The sequence below is a fragment of the Pedobacter sp. R20-19 genome, assembly GCF_000708265.2.
GTDB lineage: Bacteria > Bacteroidota > Bacteroidia > Sphingobacteriales > Sphingobacteriaceae > Pedobacter.
The window spans coordinates 761841-784566 of record NZ_JCKI01000002.1 but is presented as its reverse complement, the minus strand read 5'-3'; the positions used below and the strand labels follow the sequence as shown (position 1 = coordinate 784566).

General features: G+C 35.3%; 15 protein-coding genes and 1 tRNA gene. 2 read left to right on the top strand and 14 right to left on the bottom strand.

Features of this window, described 5'->3' with window-relative positions; all coding sequences use genetic code 11:
• The first annotated feature begins 385 nt into the window (after positions 1-385).
• Positions 386-1246 (top strand): RNA polymerase sigma factor RpoD/SigA, encoded by an 861-nt coding sequence (locus AN34_RS07205; RefSeq protein ID WP_010601359.1) that lies wholly within the window; start codon positions 386-388, stop codon positions 1244-1246.
• A 638-nt stretch (positions 1247-1884) separates the two neighbouring features.
• Here AN34_RS07205 and AN34_RS07200 read toward each other — a convergent pair.
• The 8 genes from AN34_RS07200 to AN34_RS07165 form a co-directional block, all read right to left on the bottom strand.
• Positions 1885-2748 (bottom strand): AMP nucleosidase, encoded by an 864-nt coding sequence (locus AN34_RS07200; RefSeq protein ID WP_029283765.1) that lies wholly within the window; start codon positions 2746-2748, stop codon positions 1885-1887.
• Between the two features lie 80 nt (positions 2749-2828).
• Positions 2829-4100, bottom strand: a complete 1272-nt coding sequence (gene clpX, locus AN34_RS07195; RefSeq protein WP_369818084.1) for an ATP-dependent Clp protease ATP-binding subunit ClpX — start codon at positions 4098-4100, stop codon at positions 2829-2831.
• Positions 4054-4761 carry an ATP-dependent Clp endopeptidase proteolytic subunit ClpP gene (clpP, locus tag AN34_RS07190; RefSeq protein ID WP_029283761.1) on the bottom strand — a complete coding sequence of 236 codons (708 nt, stop codon included), beginning with the start codon at positions 4759-4761 and terminating at the stop codon, positions 4054-4056. Before clpP ends, clpX begins: the two co-directional genes overlap by 47 nt.
• A 63-nt stretch (positions 4762-4824) precedes the next feature.
• Positions 4825-5184, bottom strand: a complete 360-nt coding sequence (locus AN34_RS07185; RefSeq protein WP_029283759.1) for a four helix bundle protein — start codon at positions 5182-5184, stop codon at positions 4825-4827.
• Between the two features lie 59 nt (positions 5185-5243).
• Positions 5244-6593: a trigger factor gene (gene tig, locus AN34_RS07180; RefSeq protein WP_029283757.1), complete on the bottom strand. Its 1350-nt coding sequence runs from the start codon at positions 6591-6593 to the stop codon at positions 5244-5246.
• A 174-nt stretch (positions 6594-6767) separates the two neighbouring features.
• Positions 6768-6849, bottom strand: a tRNA-Leu gene (locus AN34_RS07175).
• Positions 6850-7157: 308 nt separating this feature from the next.
• On the bottom strand, positions 7158-7460 hold the full coding sequence (locus AN34_RS07170; protein ID WP_029283755.1) for a hypothetical protein: 303 nt from the start codon (positions 7458-7460) through the stop codon (positions 7158-7160).
• Between the two features lie 63 nt (positions 7461-7523).
• On the bottom strand, positions 7524-8321 hold the full coding sequence (locus AN34_RS07165; RefSeq protein ID WP_029283753.1) for a helical backbone metal receptor: 798 nt from the start codon (positions 8319-8321) through the stop codon (positions 7524-7526).
• 80 nt (positions 8322-8401) lie between these two features.
• On the opposite strand from AN34_RS07165, the gene AN34_RS07160 reads away from it, so the two are divergent.
• A complete protein-coding gene (locus AN34_RS07160) occupies positions 8402-9505 on the top strand; it encodes an L-dopachrome tautomerase-related protein (RefSeq protein ID WP_029283751.1) in 1104 nt (367 codons plus the stop codon).
• Here the strand turns inward: AN34_RS07160 and AN34_RS07155 are convergent.
• From AN34_RS07155 to AN34_RS07130, 6 genes are all read right to left on the bottom strand, one after another.
• Entirely contained in the window at positions 9498-10184 is a 687-nt protein-coding gene (locus AN34_RS07155; RefSeq protein WP_029283749.1) for an ABC transporter ATP-binding protein, read from the bottom strand. The genes AN34_RS07160 and AN34_RS07155 overlap by 8 nt on opposite strands.
• A gap of 111 nt (positions 10185-10295) precedes the next feature.
• Positions 10296-12701 carry an ABC transporter permease gene (locus AN34_RS07150; RefSeq protein ID WP_029283747.1) on the bottom strand — a complete coding sequence of 802 codons (2406 nt, stop codon included), beginning with the start codon at positions 12699-12701 and terminating at the stop codon, positions 10296-10298.
• A gap of 86 nt (positions 12702-12787) precedes the next feature.
• Complete coding sequence (locus AN34_RS07145; RefSeq protein ID WP_029283745.1) at positions 12788-15187, bottom strand: ABC transporter permease; 2400 nt, start codon at positions 15185-15187, stop codon at positions 12788-12790.
• A gap of 90 nt (positions 15188-15277) precedes the next feature.
• Positions 15278-17659: an ABC transporter permease gene (locus tag AN34_RS07140; protein WP_029283743.1), complete on the bottom strand. Its 2382-nt coding sequence runs from the start codon at positions 17657-17659 to the stop codon at positions 15278-15280.
• Positions 17660-17791: 132 nt separating this feature from the next.
• Positions 17792-20170 (bottom strand): ABC transporter permease, encoded by a 2379-nt coding sequence (locus tag AN34_RS07135; protein ID WP_029283741.1) that lies wholly within the window; start codon positions 20168-20170, stop codon positions 17792-17794.
• A 137-nt stretch (positions 20171-20307) separates the two neighbouring features.
• The gene (locus AN34_RS07130) at positions 20308-22686 is read right to left on the bottom strand and encodes an ABC transporter permease (protein ID WP_029283739.1); all 2379 of its coding nucleotides are present in this window, start codon (positions 22684-22686) and stop codon (positions 20308-20310) included.
• Between the last annotated feature and the right edge of the window lie 40 nt (positions 22687-22726).

The following is a 22726-nucleotide window of genomic DNA, read 5'->3' as shown; positions in this document are numbered from 1 at the left end:
TTAGATGTTTCAAACTGAATAGTAAAGTCTTATAAATAACATGCTTCTAAAACTGACAGGTAGTATCAATCAAAGTTTTAGTTAAATGATAAGACATTAAATAAACGTCATCTTTTATCCCAATTTTCATGCAAACCTAAAAAATAAATTATCATTAATCAAAATATATTTATTGTAATTCGATAAATATATTTTGATTAACGGATATATGATGCTGATGGATTAAAAGAAAGGTAAAAACTTTATTGGAATGATTTTTGTTAGAAGTAATAGTATAAAAAACATGTGCAAACAGCAACACTTTCAGTATTTTATCCTTTCGGATTGCCGTACAATTTCGTAACTTTGCACACTTCAATATTTAAAGAGCACACAAAACGTATAAATGAGACAACTCAAGATAACGCAGTCAATTACCAACCGTGAAAGTCAATCACTTGATAAATACTTACATGAAATTGGTAAAGTAGATTTAATAACAGCAGAGGAAGAGGTAATTTTAGCAAGAAAGATTCGTGAAGGCGATCAGGCTGCATTAGAGCGATTAACTAAGACCAATTTACGTTTCGTGGTATCTGTTGCAAAACAATATCAAAACCAGGGTTTAACTTTGGGCGATTTAATTAACGAAGGAAATTTAGGTTTAATTAAAGCTGCAAAGCGTTTTGATGAAACCAAAGGTTTTAAGTTTATCTCATACGCCGTTTGGTGGATTCGTCAATCCATTTTGCAAGCCATTGCTGAGCAAAGTCGTATTGTGCGTTTACCTTTAAATCAGGTGGGTTCACTTAGTAAAATCAGTAAAGCTTTCTCTAAATTAGAGCAGGAATATGAACGTGAGCCATCTCCTGAAGAATTAGCAGATATTTTAGAAACCACTGTTGATAAGATTTCAGATACTTTAAGTAATTCTGGCCGTCACGTTTCGATGGATGCTCCTTTTGTTCAGGGTGAAGAAAACACATTGTTAGATGTATTGGAAAACCATGAGCCAAATACAGATAGTTCATTAATTAATGAATCACTTTCTGAAGAAATTAAACGTTCACTGTCTACTTTAACAGAAAGAGAAAGAGAAATCATTGTATTGTTCTTCGGACTTGGTTCTAATCATCCATTATCTTTAGAGGAAATCGGTGAGAAATTTAATCTAACACGTGAGCGTGTTCGTCAGATTAAAGATAAAGCGCTTCAGCGCCTTCGTCATACTTCAAGAAGTAAAATACTAAAATCATATTTAGGGTAACACTAATTATCCTAATTGAATTGAAAACGGATCGGCAATTGTCGGTCCGTTTTTGTTTACCAGCATTTTAAGTTTTTTCTATATATTTAAATATGTCAATTAAGCTCTTTAAAAAATCTTTGATAGTTTATAGACTAATCGTAATGTAGAACATTTTCCCCACTGGGTGATGTCTCACTAACCAGCATATTCTTTAACAATGAATAATATTCAATATTAGTAATTTAAAGTCAAAATCTTTTTAGGTTGGTGAGACACCAAACCGATAGATGGAATAAGATTGCTTCGTCGTTTATCCTCGCAAGAATAGCCATTCATTTATTATGTTTAAGCAGGAAAAAGTTTTTAGTAAATTGCTACTGCCCCCCTACTGTTTAATGTCTCACTACCTGTATATTCTTAAACATAAATAATTTTAAATATTATTAATTTAAAGTCAAAATGTTTTTCGGCTGGTGAGACACCAAAACCGATAGATTGGACATTGGTCGATGTCGCACCGAATGAGTACAAATACATCTGCTCTAAATTTAGCATCTAATATGAGCATAAAAAAAGACCAGCATTTGCTGATCTGTGAACAGGTATAACTTTCTATAGCATTGAGATTGCCTTTTTCCTCGAAATAACGATGAGTATTAAAACAACAAATGTTTAACTGTTAAACCGTTATTGATTAATTGTTTCAAAGAATCAATTCCAATTCGTAAGTGCGTCTCCACATATTTTTCCGTAACACTACTATCGCTTTCAGCTGTTTTAACACCCTCAGGAATCATAGGTTGATCTGAAACCAATAACAATGCGCCAGCTGGAATTTTATTGGCAAAAGCAGTGGTAAAAACCGTAGCTGTTTCCATATCAACCGCCATAGCCCTTAAGGTTTTTAAATATTTTTTAAATTCTTTATCATGTTCCCAAACCCTGCGGTTAGTGGTATAACAGGTTCCTGTCCAATAATCCCTTCCATGATCACGAATCGTGGTAGAAATCGCTTTTTGCAAGGCGAAGGCTGGTAATGCCGGCACTTCAGCAGGAAGATAATCATTAGAAGTTCCTTCACCCCTAATTGCGGCAATTGGCAGAATTAAATCACCTAATTGATTTTTCTTTTTCAAGCCGCCACACTTACCCAGAAACAACACAGCTTTCGGCATAATTGCAGTTAATAGGTCCATCATGGTTGCGGCCAACGGACTTCCCATTCCAAAATTGATAATCGTAATTCCGTTTGCTGTAACACTCTGCATAGGCTTATCTAAACCCATAATCGGAGCATTGTCATTCCATTCAGAAAACATACTTACATACTTACTAAAATTGGTTAGTAAGATATAATCACCAAACTGATCTAAAGGCCGACCCGTATAACGTGGCAACCAGTTTTTAACAATTTCTTCTTTAGATTTCAGTCCGGATTTTACCGGGCTTTCTACTTCTTTTACTTTTTTTGATTTCTCTCCAATAGCCTCGTCTTTTTTTACGTCTTTTTCTTCATTCATAATCCTAAATTTAGCGCCGAGCGCATGGCGCTAAGCGTATTTACAAAAAATCCCCCCGATTTCGCGAGAGGATTTGATTTTTATGCGGCTTGTAACTTTTTAAAGTCAGCCTTTTCAAATTTTTCTATCGCATAATCGAGATTAATATGCAACTCCTTGACATCCGTTTGTGTCGGTGTATCAAACATTGCATCTAACATAATGGCCTCACAAATTGATCTTAACCCACGGGCACCCAATTTATACTCCATTGCTTTATCTACGATAAAATCCAGCACATCATCTTCAAATTCGAGATTTACTTCTTCATAAGCAAATAGCTTTACATACTGCTTAATTAATGAATTTTTTGGTGCAGTTAAAATATTGCGCAATGATTCTTTATCCAAAGGATTGAGGTGAGAAAGAACCGGGATACGCCCAATTAATTCCGGAATTAAACCAAATGATTTCAAATCCTGTGGTGTAATATACTTATAAAGATTTTTAAGATCTAAAACAGTCTCATCTTTCTTTACTTTGTAACCTACAGCCTGCGTGCGCAAACGATTGGCAATTTTTCTTTCAATGCCATCAAATGCTCCACCACAAATAAATAATATATTATTCGTGTTAACAGGAATCATTTTTTGATCCGGGTGTTTACGCCCGCCCTGAGGTGGAACATTCACTACGGTACCCTCTAAAATCTTTAATAAAGCCTGTTGTACACCTTCACCTGATACGTCACGAGTGATGGATGGATTATCACTTTTACGGGCAACTTTATCCACCTCATCAATGTAAACAATACCACGTTCTGCTGCAGCAACATCATAATCAGCAGCCTGCAATAAACGGGTTAAGATACTTTCAACATCTTCACCAACGTAACCAGCCTCAGTTAAAACGGTTGCATCACAAATACAGAAAGGTACATGTAAAATTTTAGCAATGGTTTTAGCTAAAAGTGTTTTACCAGTTCCTGTTTCACCAACCAACATGATATTAGATTTTTCAATCTCAATCTCGTCTTCTTGATCAATTTTCTGATTTAAACGCTTGTAGTGATTATAAACTGCAACAGATAATACCTTCTTAGCATCATCCTGACCAATTACATATTGATCAAGGTGTTGTTTAATTTCAAGAGGCTTTAATAAATTAATAGCCTCCTGAATATTTTTTGTCCCTTTGGTTCCTAATTCTTGCGCAAGCAATTGATTGGCCTGGGTAACACATTTATCACATATAAATGCATCCATGCCTTCAATCAACATTAATGTTTCATGCTTGCCAGAATGGCAGAATGAGCAACGGGATTCTTTATTTTGTTTCGCCATCTTTTTTCGAGTTTCTCGATAACACTTCATCAACCATACCAAATCCTTTTGCCTCGTCAGCTGTCATCCAGTAATCACGATCTGAAGCTTTCTCTACCCAATCGTAAGTTTGACCAGAGTGCTCTGAAATAATATCGTATAATTCTTTTTTCAATTTCAACATTTCTCTCAAGTTGATTTCCATATCAGATGCTACGCCTTGTGCGCCACCTGAAGGCTGGTGAATCATTACTCTTGAGTGTGGTAAAGCGGCACGCTTTCCTTTAGCACCTGCCACCAATAACACAGCGCCCATTGATGCTGCCATACCTGTACAGATAGTAGCCACATCTGGCTGAATGTACTGCATGGTATCATAAATACCTAAACCAGCATAAACTGAACCGCCTGGAGAATTAATATAAATCTGAATATCTCTTTCTGCATCTGTAGATTGTAAAAACAACAGTTGCGCCTGGATGATATTCGCATTATGATCATGAATGACATCACCTAAAAAGATAATACGATCCATCATTAACCTGGAGAATACATCCATCTGAGCCACGTTTAACTGACGTTCTTCAATAATGTACGGCGTCATATTCTGTGGGTTCAGATTAGCCTGAGCAATAAATTTATCTACGTGTAAACCACCAATCCCCTGATGTTTAACGGCAAATTTTCTGAATTCTTGTGAATCTATGTTCATAATCTGTATTGCGTTTGGAGTTTGGCGTTAAGCGTTTGAATAACGAGAAGCCAAACTGGATTATTATTTTAATAAATATTTCCTGAAGTTGGTTAATTTCCGTGCCAATTTATCTAATTCTTCCAGATAATAAAGCAGTTCTGTGTCAGAAATATATTTTCTTCTTTCCAATACTACCAAAATATTTGCATTTTCAAAAGCAGATCGATGTGCAATATTCAGATAATGAGCAAATTCCTTATTGGAAACAGATCCTGAACCTTCTGCGATGTTGTTAGATATGCTAAGAGCAGCTCCATTGAGCTGCTCTGCAAATCTGTATTTTTTATCAACTGACAATCGGTCAGCTATATCAAGAAGTTTATCGGTTAGCGCTATTGATAACTGCCAAACTTCGAGCGATTGAAATTTAAATTGAGCCATTGCTAAATATAGGCAATTGAACAATCATTTTAAACGCCTTACGCCCTACTCAAGGCGGTTTACTTCTTATCTAACTCCACAAACTTATCGTAATCTATGTCTTTTTGTTCAAGTGTAACAATAGATTTGATTTGTTCGAAAGTTTTTAATGCTTTTACTTCTTCGAAAACACGGTTTGCATTTTCTTTCTCTTGTAAGAATTGAACAGCATATTGTGCCAATTGATCTTCAGGAAGCGGCGCTGGGCTGTACATTCTGAATTGCGCATCTAATTTTGCTTTAGCGGCCTGAACAACATCTTCATATTTAATATCGATGTTGTTATCTTTAATGATTTTATTTTCGATTAAAGTCCATTTAAGGTTTTTAGCAAAATCATCATAACCTTCTGCTAATTCTTCATCCGTTAATTTTTCATTAGTAGCTTTTAACCAGCGACGTAAAAACTCATCAGGTAATTCGAAAGTATGTTTTTTTAACAGGTCTTCATAAATATCGTTTGATAATTTACGTTCTGCATCTTGTTTAAACATGCCCTCTACTTCTTCTGCAATTTTTGCCCTAAAAGCAGCCTCGTCTTTTACAGAACCATCCGGGAAAATTTTATCGTAAAATTCCTGATTTAAATCAGATTCTTCTAAACGGTTAACATTTTTTACGGTTAACTGGAAATCTGATTTCAAATCTGCCGCATCTTCTTCTGAAATATTAAGTGCTTTTGCAACAGCAGCAACATCATCAAGTGCTTTAGTTAAGTTGATAGTAACTACATCATCTTTTTTCAAACCAACTAAGGTTTTCAAAATTGCCTCATCTTTGATTAAATCTAATCGAAGTGTAGCACTGTTTGAGATTCCACCTTCGAAAACAGAACCGTCTGCTCCTAATTGAACCAGTTCAGCATACAACACATCACCTTCAGCAGATACTTCAGGATTTGTCATTTTGCCATAACTGCGACGGATATTTTTAACACGTTCTTCTAAAGTTTTCTCATCAGCTTTAATCACATATTCTGTGTATTTATCTTTTGAGGAAACATTTACATCAAAGCCAGGTGCTAAACCCAACTCATAATCGAACTCAAATTCATCCGTATTGTCCCATTTAAATTCACGCTCATTTTCTAACTGTGGCAATGGCTGGCCTAAAATTTCTAATTTTTGTTCAGCAATATAGTTAGATAAGGTATCATTTAACAGGTTATTAACTTCTTCTACCAGAATACTCTTGCCATACATTTTTTTAATATGAGCGGGAGGAACCATTCCTTTACGAAAACCAGGTAATTGTGCTTTTTTAGCTTGGTCTTTAATAGCCTTTTCTACTTTAGCACTATAATCAGCAGGTGCGATTTTGATTTTTACAACAGCATTTAAGTTGCCGGTTTTTTCCTGTGTAATATTCATTTTTTTAAAGATATGAGTATTGAGATGTGCGATTAAATCTGATTATCAAGATATGAGATTTGAGACAAATGGTACATATCTTTCAAATTTAACAGCGCATCACTTTTTATTAAACAATGTTTTAAAAAACAAAACCGTTCCGATGTTTAAATCGGAACGGCCTTTATCTTGTTGTGCGGAAGAAGGGACTCGAACCCCCACGCCGTGAAGCGCCAGATCCTAAGTCTGGTGCGGCTACCAATTACGCCACTTCCGCAGTTAGGATGTTGTAAGGACTGCAAAGATAGAAACAAGATTGAATAATCAAAAGGTATCCTACAAAAATCTTAATTTATTTTTAGGCAAAAACGCTAAGTATTTAATTTAGAGCGAGAAAAACTTTATTTAAAAATTAATTAAAAAAGCAGTTTCAGTGATAATCGGTTTAAACAGTCCAGCTTTTTGCTGCAAGCCCGGTACAAAAACCGGGGCTTTTCGCATTAATCGGGTTTAATTAACAAGATGTTGCTGGTTGGAAAGGTTTACATCCTACAAAACATTTACAACATTAACTTGAATGGTATTCTATAACTTAATTAGGGTTACATCCAGTAGCTCTGGACCACCATCAACAGGATAACCCTTAACTTTCGTGCCTTTTACGGTAACCTTTTTATCTACATACTGATTCAGATCGATTGCATCGCTTTTTAAAGCATAGGTTTTAGTATCAGTTGTTAAAAGGTGTGTACCATATTGAAAGGTTGTCATTCCAATTTTTTGAATGGTACCGGTTGCTGTTGCTCGATTTGCAGTGTTCGAATCTTTAAATGAAGTACAGCCGGAAAAAATGGCTACAAATAGCGATAATACAAGTAATTTTTTCATATGTGATATAACGGTGTAAGGTTAAATATTGCTACAATTTAGGAAAATGCTATGGATAAATGATTAGTAAAGTAATTTCTGAAATTCAAAAAAATATTGCACTGCCTTAACCAATTTACTGCCATACCAACTGAACATTTCACCGTCAACCAGCATAACTTTTGTATCTGGAAGAGCAGATTGAATTTCTTCAATATGCTTTAAACCAAAAGGATAAGGCTCTGAGGAAAGTAAGACCATGTCACAGTTTAAAGTTTTCAACTCATCAAGCGTAATTTCAGGATAACGCTCCTGTTCAATTACATTTGTAATCCCATTCATAGACATAATGTGGTTAATAAATGTATTCTTGCCCGCAGCCATAAAAGGCTTCCGCCAAATCAGATAGGCTGCTTTTTTATGAATATGATGTTGCAATGCAAGTGTTTGCAAATCTCTGAAACCTGCAGCAATCAGGTGATTCAAATAACTCGCTTCAGGTTCTCGATCAACCAATTCTCCTATCTGCGTAATGGTTTTCATGGCATCATCCAGCGTGAAGATATTACTCATCCAAACCGGAAAAAACTCAGAAAGTTCTTCAATATCACTTTGCGTATTCTCTTCTTTATTGCCGATAATTAAATCAGGCTTCAAATCCTTAATTAAATCTATATTGAGTTTTTTGGTTCCGCCAACTTTAATGCATTCAGCAAATTTTTCTATCGGATAAATGCAAAACTTCGTCAAACCGATTATTTCTTGATCTAAACCTAAATCAAAAAGAAGTTCTGTTTGCGAGGGTACAATAGAAATAATTCTTTTAGGTGGAAAATTAATGGTGATCTCCTTCCCCATCTGGTCTTTAAAAGATTTTTGCATAATGCAAAGGTAACTTAAGCAGGTGAAAAACATTAAGCTTCCATTTAGAGTTATTATTTAAGTTACTCACCACACCATATATGAAAAAGGTTATTACATGCGCACTCGTTATCAGCATTTTACTTATCAATAAAATAAGGGCTCAGGAATCTAAAATTATTGAAGTAGCTTCATTTGGAAAAAATCAACCAATCGGCGTAAGTGTTTCTTCTAAAACCAATAGACTATTTGTATCATTTCCGAAGCGCGAACCTTATGTATATGGGTTAACAGAAATTATTAATGGTAAAAGAAAGTCTTATCCTGATAAAGAATGGAATGAAGTAGATAGCACCAATACCGATAGTCATTTTGTGAACGTACAGGACTTATATGCAGATGAAAAGGGCTTTCTATGGGTGCTGGATTCTAAACCTGCTGGTGGCGCTTCGATTTTTGGGGGTGACCAAAAGCAGAAGAAAGAAGGTTACTTTAAGCTGTTACAAATAAATCTGGCTACCAACAAGGTGGTCAATATTTATCATTTTGATGATTTGCCAAAAGATAAAAGTGCACTTAATGACATGGTGATCGATCATGACAAACAGCTTGCTTATTTATCAGACCCGGGTTTGAGTGCCATTATAGTGTTGGATCTAAAATCTGGAAAATCGAGAATAGTGCTTCAAAGAGATAAAGCCACATTGGCAGATCCAGGTTTCATCCTTCATTTAGATAACCATGATGTGGTAGACGATGCAGGTAAACCGTTTAATTCAAATGTAAATGGAATAGCTTTAACGCATGATAATCAATATTTTTATTTCAGGGCAATTAATCAGACTAAATTGTATCGAATTAAAACTCAGTTTTTAGCGAATAACAAATTAAGTGAAGCAGAAATTTCGCAAGCTGTAGAAATGGTTGCCGAGACTGGAGTTTGCCATGGCATGATAGCGGATAACAAAGGAAACGTTTACCTCAGTTCATCACCAGATTATTCAATTAAATATGTAAGTCCGGATGGAAAGCTGCATAATTTAGTAACCGACCAGCGGTTGAGCTGGCCAGATTCTTTTGGCATAGGGAATGATGGTTACTTATACCTTAGCTGCTCACAAATAAACAGGCAAGCGAAATACAATAATGATAAGGACAGAACAGACTATCCTTACCGAATTTATAAAGTAAAACTACCTAAGTAGTTGTTACTAAAAAGTCGTCTTTAATTACACCATCTGCAATGTTTAGGATTCTGTTTCCATACTGTGCATTTTTTTCAGCGTGTGTAACCTGAATTATCGTGATGCCATCTTCCTTGTTTAGTTTTTGAAAGAGTTGCATAATTTCTTCTGCTTGTGTAGATTGAAGATTCCCGGTTGGTTCATCAGCAAGAATAATAGAAGGTTGCGCAGCCAATGCCCTGGCAATGCCTACCAATTGCTGCTGACCTCCTGAAAGCTGATTGGGAAACAAATCTTTTTTAGCTACCATATTAAAACGATCTAATAAATCGGCAATTCTACTGGCTCTTTCTGCACCACCAACCTTTTTATAAAGCAAAGGCGCTTCAATATTTTCATAAACCGTCATTTCGTCAATCAAGTGGTAAGCCTGAAACACAAAACCGATGTGGTTACGGTAAAGTTCAATGCGTTTCCGTTCATTTAAACGGGTTACATCTTCTTCCATAAACTCGTATGTTCCGTAGGTGGGTTCTTCCAACATCCCCAGAATATTTAATAAGGTGGACTTCCCCGCACCTGACGGCCCCATAATGGAAACAAATTCACCTTGCTTAATGGTGGTGGTTACATGGCGCAAAACATAGTGTTTAATGCCTTTACTGGAATAGTATTTTTCGATATTTTTAAGTTCTATCATTTTATTTTAGTATCAAGTAATTTAGTATAAGGTATTTGGAGCTTAAAGCGAAAAGCAGAAAGACTAAAGCACCCGCAAATCGCTTTAAGCTTTAGCTTTAAGCTTTAAGCTTTATTCATATTTAAGTGCCTTAACAGGATCACCGATAGCAGCCTTTCTAGCTTGAATGCTTACCGTTAAAATGGCTATAATCACAGAAGTAATTGTTGCCATGATAAAGGGTAAAACGGGCATATCTATCCGATAAACAAATCCATCAAGCCATTTTTTGATCAGGATGTAAGCAATAGGCCAGCTGATTATGTTAGCCGCAATAACTAAATGTAAAAAAGATTTATTGAGCAGATTAATGATTTGCATATTTGATGCGCCTAACACCTTTCTTACCGCTACTTCTTTTGTTCTTCGTTTGGCCACAAAAGTGGATAAGGCAAATAAGCCTGATAAAGACAGTGAAACAGAAATTATACTAAATATGACGATCATGTTCATGAAACGGCTATTATCTTCCAAACTATGAATGAATGCATCATTCAAAGATTGATAGTTCATAGGGTAATTAGGATAATATTTTTTCCAAACCTCCTCAATTTTTCTAATAATAATCTGATAATGACTGGAGTTAAACCTAACAAGCAAATTTCCATTTGCACTCATGCCTCCTAAATAGGTTACCTTATATATAGTTGGAATGATAGATTTATCAAATGATTCTGCATGATAATCTTTAATTACACCAATGATTTGAAAAACATTTTCATAGGATCTGAATTGTTTACCTACGACTACACCTCCTAACTGCTTTGCTGCAGATTCATTCAGCACTACGGTATTTATAGTATCCTGTCTATAAATTGATGAAAAAAGCCGCCCCTGTAATGGTTTTATACCTAAGGCAGGAAACGCTTCCATGGTTACTGTTACCATGTTTAGATTCAACTTTTTACCTTGAAAATTAATCTTATCTGCATAAGCATACGTGTTTCCAATTACCTGTGTGGTAGCACCAACATATTGCACCCCTGAAACTTTTCTAATATCATTTGCGATTTTTTTATTATAGTTAGCGCTGATATTAATCACACGACTCTTATCGAACCCCAAGTCTTTTTGATTCATAAAGCTCACCTGCTTTTGCATTGTTCCTATTGCAATGATCAGTGTAACTGAAATCACGAATTGTAATACAATTAATGAATTACGCAATACAAGGCCTTTATGACTATTAGAAAAACTTCCCTTTAATACAGCGGCGGGTTTGTAGTTTGATAACACTGTTGCCGGATAAAAGCCAGCCAGCAGGGTAATGATTAAGAATAACCCAAATAGCTGTAGGAGTATAAAAAACAATTTTTGATTTGACCAAAAGCTAATATTCAAACCCAATTGCTGATTAAATGCTGGTAAAAATAATTCTATAAGCACACCGCAAATTAATAAGGCAAACAAACTTTGCAATCCTGTTTCCATTAAAAATTGCCACACGAGTAAACCTTTATTTGAGCCAAGCACCTTCTTAACACCAACTTCTTTAGCTCTTTGAAATGACTGTGCAGTAGCTAAATTAATAAAGTTAATAATGGATATTAAAAGTAAAAAGGTAACGATTAAAGAAACAGGCTTAATCTTTTCTATCCAACTAGCTATAAAAGGAGGATTTTGATGAGCTTCGTCTATAGGAAATAGTTTACAATTTGGTAGATTGCCTGATTTTAAAAATTCTGCATAAGAGTACTGACTGTCCGTAAATGTACTTTTCAAATTATTGATGTATACTTTCTTTACATTTTCATTTATTTGATTTAAATTCTCATGATTAAATAGCCTGGCATAAATTTCCATATATCTATGCATTGTTGGGTTTTGATTATCTTTATCAAACTCGCCTGTATGAATTATACCTGAAAAATTAACACTTTGCGGCGTATTGGGCTCCGAAACAATGCCTGTAACTGTAAAATCTGTAACGGCATCCCCTTCCCACCTTACTATGCTAATGGTTTTACCAATAATTTCTTCATTACCAAAAAGCTTTAATGCCAAGTCCTTTTTCAGCACAATGCTATTCGGTTTGCTCAATGCTGTTGCCTCATTGCCTTTTAAAAAGCTATGTGGCATCACTTTAAAAAAGGCTGAATCTGCATTACGTATCCCTTTGATCATTAATGACTTGCGATTCTTAACGGTTAGGGCATAATTTTGATACCAATCGTTTTCAACTTTTGTGATGGCATTGATTTGAGGAATATTTTGTTTCAGCAATGCAGCAATTCTACTTTCATTTGAAGTCTGCCAATATTGCTTGTTGTCCGGGGCGTTATAAGAATGAAATGCCCTAACCTGATAAACATTTTTTAACTCTGGCGACCATGTGTCATAGCTCTCCTCGTAATTAACATATAGTAATAACAGCACAAAAGCAGTTAATCCTATTGCTAAACCAGTAATATTAATGGAGGCATAAAACTTATTCTTCCAAAGGTTTCGCCAGGCTATTTTTAGATTGAGTTTGAACATACGAGTATTTAGTATTTAGTATTCAAGAGCGAAAAGCATAAAGACTAAAGCACCCGCAAATCGCTTCAAGCTTTAGTCTTTTAGCTTTATTCATATTTCAGTGCATCAATGGTATTTGCTTTAGCAGCTTTAAATGAGCGAAAACTAACGGTTATTAAAGTGATCAGCATAGAAATTACCATAGCCAAAACAAAAGGCCAAATACTTAAATCTATCCGATAGGTAAATGTAGAAAGCCATTTCGAAACGAATAAATAGGCTAAAGGCCAGGCCACCAGATTTGCGATAAAAACCATTAATAAAAATGAACCATTTAGCATTTTCACTAATTCTAAGGTAGATGCGCCCAATACTTTTCTAATGGCAACTTCTTTAGTTCTCTGTGTTGCTACGAACGATATTAAGCCAAATAAACCAATAAATGATATAAAAATAATTACACCTGCAAAAACCTTAAATAAAACGCCCATTACTCGTTCTGTTTCGTAATATTTACTAATATCATCGTCCACAAATGAGGCTGAGTAAAAGTTCTCTGGAAAGGTATCGTTCCAGATTTTTTCAATCTGTGGCATGATTGATAAAATTTGTTTGCTATCCATTTTAACAGCCAAATTTTTATAATTTTCTTTTATTGAAGTAATAATTATAGGGGAAATTGGCTCGTGTAAGCTCAAATTATTAAAATCTTTAACTACCCCGACAACAGTCCCGGTTTTACCCCAAATGGTAATTTTTTTTCCTAAAGCATCATTAAAGTCTACAACATTGAGTTTTTTTAATAATGTTTCATTCACTACTATTTCTCTTAAAGTATCACTTTTAGCAAACCCCTTTCCAGCCACGAGGCTTAATCCAAACGTTTTAAAATAATTCTCGTCCGCAAGTTTAGTATTTGCTTGAAACTTTGCCTTTTCAGCACCATTATATCTAAAAATGCTTTCATTATTATTTTCTGACGATGGTGGATTCCGGCAAAAGCTTGTTGTTAAAACACCTGGTATTTTTGAAATTCTATCGTTTAAAATTTGATACTTCAATACGCTTAAACTATCGTTTCTAACACTTACCATTGCTATGGCCGATGGATTAAAACCTAATGGTTTTTCCCTCATGTAGTTCATTTGTTTTAATACGACAAGCGTACCAATAATTAAAATTACGGTAATAGAAAATTGAACAACCACCAAAACCTTACGCAAACTTAAACCACCTGCATTTGCCTTAACTTTGTTTTTAATGGCCAAGGCAGGACTAAAGCCCGACATCACCATTGCAGGATAAAAACCCGCTAAAAAACTTACGATCAATACTAATCCAACCATAAAAACCAGTATAATTGGATGGCTGATGATGCTGAACGAAATATTATCCTGGAATAAACTTTTCATGCCGGGTAATGCAACTTCAGTTAATACGCAGGCCACAAGCAAGGCAAATACACTAATCGTTAATGTTTCGGTAAGAAATTGAAAAACCAATTGCTTTCTTAAACTGCCCATTACTTTACGTACACCAACTTCTTTACTTCTACTTACGGCTTGCGCCGTAGCCAGATTTATAAAATTAATACAAGCTGTTAACAATAGAAATGCACCAATAATTGCTAAGCCATAAAGTTCTTTTACAGGCATAGTTTTGTTGGCAAAATTCCCTAAATTTTCGTTGTAATGAATATCGCTTAATGCTTGTGTACTAATTTGTTCTTTTGATATTAAATCTTTTTGGAAATATTTTTCAGAAAACTTTGGTAAAGCACCACGAACTTCATCAATTGAAGTGCCTTTTTTTAATAGAAAATAACATTCATCATTTGAAGAAGTATTGCCCCACTCTTTAAAACTTGGGTCGTTGTAATTTTTAAATGTTTGATATGAAACTACAATACCAAGTGGAAAAGAACTGTTTTCGGGTATTTCCTGCAAAATTCCAGTAACCGTAAAATCTTCTCTATTTTGATAATTAATGGTTTTACCCACAGCTTTATTCCAGTCTCCGAATAGTTTAGTTGCCATATCTTTTGATAAAACCACCGTGTTGGGTTGGCTTAACGATTGTATCGGATTTCCTTGCAGCCAATCAAAATTCATAATTTGGAAGAACTCTGGTTCGGCATAAAACACGTCTTCTAAAACTTTGACCCGTTCTTTTCCGGCATCGTCTTTTACTTTTATAATTCCACCATCCTGACGGATAGAACCAACTTTTTCGATTTGTTTTTTAAAATCGTTACGCAATGCAGCAGGTGCTGGTTTAGGTACACCCTGCGATTCTTCAAATCCATCAGCCGTAGTCCAATTAGTGGTTATACGATAAATTCTATCTTCATTTTTAAAACCCTCATCAAAGCTCATTTGATAACGGATAAAAATGAAAATCAGAATGCAGCTCGCCATCCCGATGGATAAACCAAGAACATTAATGAATGTATAACCCTTGTTTTTCCAAAGGTTTCTCCAGGCTATTTTTAAGTTAAGTTTTAACATTTTTATAGTATCATGTGGTAAGTATCAGGTATTAAAAGCTTAAAGCTCCTTCAAAACCGCTTTAATCTTTGGTCTTTTAGCTTTCAGCTTTTATTCATATTTAAGTGCGTCAACAGCATTGGCTTTGGCCACTTTAAAAGTTTGCAGGCTCACGGTTAAAACAGCAATAATGATAGATGTTATGAGTGCAATTACAAAAGGCCATGAATTGATCGTGATTTTATAATCATATTTTTCTAACCATTTACTTACTAAAATATAAGCTGCCGGAATTGCGATAATGTTCGAAATGAGAACCAGCTTTATAAAATCCTTATTCAGCAATACTAAAATATCCGATAATTGAGCACCCAAAACCTTACGAATACTGATTTCTTTACTTCGCTGCTCGGCCATGTAAAGTGCTAATCCAAGGAGGCCAAGACAAGAAATGAAGATGGCAAAACCACCAAAAATATTGGAAAGTACGCTCAGCAATTTTTCACTCCTTAATTTTTCAGCCATTCCCTCGCTTACCAATTTGATTTCTGTCGGATAAGCAGGATTTATATGCTGACTTACTTGTTTAATGATATCTATTGATGAAGTAATAGACTGCTTTGCATTTAATTTTAACAATAAAGACTTGCTATCTTCAAGATTATAATAGTAGATAGTTGGTGATACCTTAGCACCTAACGATTCATTGAAAAAATCTTGAATCACGCCAACAACTTTAACTGGTGGATTGTCTCCCCAGTGAAGTACTGTACCGATTGGATTTTTCAATTCCATCAACTTAACAGCTTGCTGGTTAAGTATTAGTGAAGTAGAGGTATCAGCAGGAAATTGTGGAGAGAAGTCTCGTCCGGCAATAATTTTTACGCCGGCGGTATGGGCAAAATCAAATCCCGTACTTCTATAACTCACTATGGAAACATCATTTTTTGCTTTTCCGGGCCATGAAATATCCCCAGTTATATTTCCACCCCTGGTAAAAGCACCTGCGTATTCACTTGCTGATTCTATCGCCCCGGCTCGTTTAAGTTCGTTCTTAAAAATCTCAAGTTTACCAGGTTTAGCCAACTCCCCTTCCAAGTCAATTTGAGCTAAAGCTGCAACATCAAATCCTAAAGGTTTATCTCGCATATATTGAATCTGATTGTAAATCACAATGGCAGAAATAATCATACAAATTGATAGACTAAATTGTAGTACTACTAAAGTTTTACGGATAGATAGTGATCCTATGGAACCTTTAAAACCCTTTAAAACCTTTACCGGAATGAAAGAAGAAAGATAAAATGCCGGGTAACTCCCTGCCAATAAACCAGTGATGAAAACCATTGTGAAAAGCGTTATCCAAAAAGGGGCTGAGCTATATTTTATGATAATTTTGATATCCAGTAAATTATTGAAGTAGGGCAACGATACTTCCAACAAGGTAAATGCGATGAGCATGGCAATAGATGAAAGAATTAACGATTCAATCATAAACTGACCCATTATTGTTTTTCTTGAAGAACCCAAAGCTTTACGAACCCCAACTTCACGGGCCCGTTTCTCTGAGCGTGCCGTAGAAAGGTTCATGTAGTTTATACAAGCTATTAAAAGCACGCAAAAAGCGAGAAATACAAATAGCCGAACCTGGTCCATACGGCCACCTACAGATTTCCCATTCTCAAAGTCATCATACAAGTGCATTTTAGCAAATGGAAAAAGGAATGGCTCATACGTCATTTTTTTTAAGTCAGGCTCCTTATTAACGATGAAATGCTGCAACAATTTATTCGTTGCTTCCACCGATACATTATCCTTTAACTCGAAATAGGTAAAACATGTAATTGTGCCCCAGGGATTTTCTTTATCACCGGGATTTAGCTGATCTAAAAATGACCATGGATGTAAGACATCAAATTGCATGCTTTGATTTTTTGGTAAATCTTCAATAACAGCACTGACTTCAAGCTCTTTTTTACCATCATATGTGATTCTCTGTCCGATAGGATTTTGATTGCCGAATAGTTTTTTAGCTGTGCTTTCATTAATGATTAATGAGCTGGGTTCATTTAATGCCGTATTGACATCGCCATAAATAAAATGATAATCAAAAATTTTAATAAAATCAGGATCAACATATAATGAGGTCAGCTTGAAATTATCTCGACCATGGCTGTACAGTTTTACATTATTTTCATTTGATGCCCTTGCACTTCGTTTAAAGCCTGGTAATTCTTCCATCGCAGCTTTCGAAAGCTTATTTGGTATGGCCATAGTAGTAGCCAGTTTGCCGTTAATCTTTAGATTTAACCCTGTGATGAAGATTTTATCAATGTTTTTAAACTGCTTGTCATAACTCCATTCGTAGTTTACATAAAGCAGCAACATCAAACAGCAAGCCATACCAATAGCAAGTCCACCGATATTTATTAAAGTGAATCCCTTATTCTTCCAAAGGTTTCTAATGGCTATTTTTAGATTAAGTTTGAACATTTTTATAGTATCAAGTAGTAAGTATCAGGTAGTAAGTATCAAGTAGTGAGTATCAGGCATTAAGAGCAGAAAGGTAAAAGCTTAAAGCTCTTTCAAAATCGCTTTAAGCTTTGGTCTTTTAGCTTTCAGCTTTTATTCATATTTAAGGGCATCAACAGGGTTGGCTTTTGCCGTTTTATAGGCCTGAAAACTCACTGTAATTATGGCCATTGAAAGTGTGCCTAGTGTAGCAACCGGAATGATCCACCAGCTGATGTGCGTATGGAATTCAAAATTGTTTAGCCATCTTCCCATAGCATAATAACTTATAGGAATTGAGATAACTATAGCTACTGCGATCATTTTAATAAATGAAAGAGAAAGCAACTGCATCAAATTCGCAATGGATGCACCAAGCACTTTTCGCACACCAAATTCTTTAGTTCTTTGTTCGGCACTATATGCCACCAAACCAAATAACCCCAAACACGACACAAAAATTGCTAGTCCGCCAAAAAGGTTAGAAAGAATGCCCAGTGTTTTTTCAGATTTATATTTCTCTTGGTATAAAGAATTTATGAAAGTTATTTCCGTTGGATATGAGGGATTGAAAGTCTTTGTAATCCTGTTAATGGTTTCGATGCTAGTTTGGAAATTATTTACATGATTAAGCCGCATTGTGATGGTACCTGTTTGCCCGGAACTTAAAAAAATAACCTGTGGATTATTAGATTTGTATGGAGAATCCCAAACATAATCATTAAAAACGCCTATGATGTGTGCGTTTGTACCATACAAGTTTACTTTCTTACCTATTGGATTTTTGTATCCAAATACTTTAACAGCCGAAGCACTAACCATAATCGCACTGGTATCAGAAGCAAAATCCTTCGAGAAATCTCTTCCTTGTAATAATTTAATCCCATTGGTTTTGATAAAATCGTAAGATGTTGCCACCTGATTAAACATTACTGTATTTTCGGGCTTGGTCATTCCATCCCATGTGATATCCATAAAATTACGGCCATGGTGAGACAGGCTAACTGACGACTGATACATTGAAGTAACCACACCAGATTTTAATATTTCAGTTTTGAACAAATCGAATTTCGTTTTCAATTCACCCTCCTGAGGAATCTCGACCAAAGCATTTACATCAAAACCAACTGGTTTATTTTTAATGTATTGAATTTGGCGATAGATTACCAAAGTAGAAATAATAAGGATGATGGCAAAACAAAACTGACCGATTACCAACACTTGCCTTAAGCTTACATTTAAAAATCCTTTTGAGCTAATTTTTCTTTTTAACGTTTGAATCGGGTTGAAGGATGATAAATAAAATGCCGGATAACTACCTGCAATTAAACCTGTTGCCATTACAATGCTCAATATACCCATCCAACTTGTGGTATTAAAATACGAAATACCCAAATTAATATTCAAAAGTCTGTTGAATGCTGGCAGGCAAATTTCGAGTAATACAATTGCCATGACAACGGCAACTAAGGTGAGCACCATCGATTCTGTTAAAAACTGGAAAATTAATGAAGTACGATTTGCGCCAATTGTTTTTTTGATCCCAACTTCCTTTGCTCGCTTTTCTGATTTGGCCGTTGCCATATTCATGAAATTGATACAGGCAATTAATAAAATTCCAAATGCTAAACCCATAAAAAGCCAGATTTGCTCAATATCGCCACCAATTGCTTTACCATTTTCAAATTTGCCAAATAAGTGCATTTTGCTGGCTTGATACAAAAAATGTGGTTGGGATTGGGAATTTTGTGGGGTGTTCGCTTTAACCATAGCCTCAATCTTACGATTTACCAAATCGATATTTGCATCTGGATTTAGCATCACCATGGTTACAAAACTGTAATTGGTCCAATTCAAATCTTTCGCACTAGCATCAACAATTTCATAAAAAGACCATGGCATTAAAAAATCAAATCTGTTAGAACTATTTTCTGGTAAGTCTTTAATTACGCCTGTAACAATTAAGTTTTCTTTATCCTGAAAGCGAACAGATTTGTTCAAAACATCTGTTGTTCCGAATAATAATTTTGCCGTGCTCGCCGTTAAAATAACCGAAAGTGGATGAATTAAAGCCGTTTTGGAATCGCCGTAAATAAACTGATAATCATACATTTTCAGGATATCGGATTCTGCAAATTTTGAATCTTTTTTAAAGCTTTTTTCTCCGTTTGCAATGAGGCTTTTTGTGCCATAATTCATACGGGCAATATATTTCGCCTCCGGTAAATTTTGTTTTAAGAGTGGGCCTAATGCTGTGGTAGAACCATTAAAAGTTCCTGCAATTTTATTACCTTCTCCGGGAACATTCGTCATGGCCACATAAACATTTTCCCAGTTTTTGGCCTGCTTATCGTAATTCCATTCATAGGAAACGTACAAGAGCAGCAGGATACAAGCAGCCAGTCCAATAGCTAAACCTATTACGTTAATGAAAGAAGATGTTTTATTCTTCCAAAGGTTTCTGATGGCTATTTTTAGATTGAGTTTGAACATTTTTATAGTATAAAGTATTAATTATCAGGTAGTAAGTATCAGGTACAGGTAGTAAGTATCAGGTATTAAGAGCTGAAAGGTGAAAGCTTAAAGCTCCTTGCAAATCGCTTTAAGCTTTGGTCTTTTAGCTTCTAGCTTTATTCATATTTAAGGGCATTCACAGGGTTGGCTTTCACTGCTTTTTTAGCCTGAATGCTCACCGTTAACACAGTTAATAAAATCGTGATTAACGCACTGACTATAAATGGCAAAACAGACAATTCAATTCGATAAGCAAATGTTTCAAGCCATTTTTTAGTTAGGATATACGCTACCGGCCAGGAAATTACATTAGCCGCAAGTACCATCATAAAGAATGAACTGTTAATTAATTTGAAGATTTGAATATCACTTGCGCCCAAAATTTTACGCACTGCGATCTCTTTGATGCGCCCGTTGGTGATGTATTTTGCAAAGGCAAACAAGCCTAAAATAGCAATGAAGATGGTAAGCAATGCTGCAGAGAAGAATACTGATTGTAGCTGCTCCTGCTTATTAAATAGTTTGCCATAAAGCTCATCTAAAAATTCATACCTAAAGTCTTCGCCATCCTGAGGATTTATTTGCGGCCATTGTGCTTTCAAAGCAGCCAAAGCTTCTGCCATTTTATTTTCCTCAATTTTAACCATGATTTGCGTTTTGAAATTTCCGCAAGGATTTTTTATGGCATAAATAGTAGGCTGAACGGCACTTTCAAATCCTTGTGCTTTAAAATCTTTTGCTACCCCTACAATCTTATAGTCTATATTACAGCCTCTCATTGTTTGTCCGATTGGATTTTTGATTCCATATTTCGCAACGGCACTTTCATTTATAATGGCTGAATTGGCTGTATCCGTTTTATAGGTATTTGAGAAAAAGCGACCATCTTTTAATTTAATATCAAGTGTTTCAAAGTAATCAAAATCCACATCGACAAAATCAATGCTTTTCTGCACACCATTTACGGTATAACCATTACCTCCATTTTCGCTACCATCAGGAACGCCAGTAGCTACAGTTACTGATTTTATTCCCGGGATTTTTAAGATTTTATCTCTAACAGGAGCGAATTTTTCAGGTTTATTAAACATGCTGATGTTCTTAATATACACGACCTGATTTGCCGAAAACCCTAAATCCTCGCTTCGCATGTATTTGAGCTGCGAGTTAATAATAAACAAACCAATAATAAAAATTACTGCGATACTAAACTGGAAAACCAATAATCCATTTCGCAACCAGGAACTTTGTTTACTGGTGGAAAAATTTCCCTTCAAAACCAATGCTGGCTTAAAACCTGATAGAACTAAAGCAGGATAAATCCCGGCAATGATGGTAATGAGGCATAAAACCAAAGGCAATTGCCAGAATAAGTTATTACCAGCATGCCATAGCGTTAAGTTTACTTTAAACAAATTATTAAAATATGGCAATGCCGATTCGGCAAAAATCATCGCCATAACAGTTGCAACCAAACACTGAATGAATATTTCAGTTAAAAATTGAGTCGTTAGCTGAAGGCGATAAGCACCCATCACTTTTTTAATTCCAACTTCTTTAGCCCTTTTTGTTGCCTGAGCTATGCTGAGGTTAGTAAAGTTAATGCAAGCTATTACCAGAATTAAAAAACCTAAAATAGAAAGCGAAATTAAGATTTTGTATGGCGTATCATTTCCGGCTTTTGGTTTTAAATGCTGATTTGCCAAAGGATCTAAAAATATAGATACTGCTTTTATTTCATCAATTGCCTTTAAATCAGTTTCAGCCTTTAATAATTCAGACCTGTATAAAAGAGTTATTTTTTCTTGAAGGTTTGCAACATCCGTTCCAGGTTTTACCTGAATAAAAGTATTGTAATTATTGTACCCATAACTTTCTCCTTTTCCAATCTCATTACCTATAGATACGCCATCGAAGCTAAAATTTGAATGTTCATTATTAACAATGGCACCGGCAATGGTTCCGGTTATTCCTGAACTGGTAGATCCAAAGCTAACCATTTCGGGTTTATTATCTTTCTTATCTGGAAACAACGTTTTGATGTTCTCCACACTTAGATAAGTTAATCTTTCTACCTCACCGGAGGGCTTAATCAGGCCACCTATAGGATTAATGTCTAAAATTTTGGCGGCGTTGTAATCAGCCTGCAAAATATTTTTTGTAAAAATTGCATTTTTGCCATTTTTGATAGCCAGTTCCCATGAATGGTTAATCTTTGTAATCCCTGCATTTTCTACTTCAGGAAAGTTTTGCTTGATCACTTTTGCTAGCGGCGGAGAGGTATAATTGGTTTTGAAATCAGGCTCTATCCTGCCAACCACATAAATATTCTTGTAGTTAGGATTTGTCTGATCAAAGCTGGTTTCATAAGTAAAATACATGGCTACCAAAATGAAAGCAGCTAAAGCAATAGCCAAACCGCCAATATTAATGGCAGTTATTCCACGGTTCCTCCAAAGGTTCCGCAAAGCGATTTTTAAGTTTAATTTGAACATGTTCTTAGTATCAGGCAATTATTATCAGGTATCAAGACAT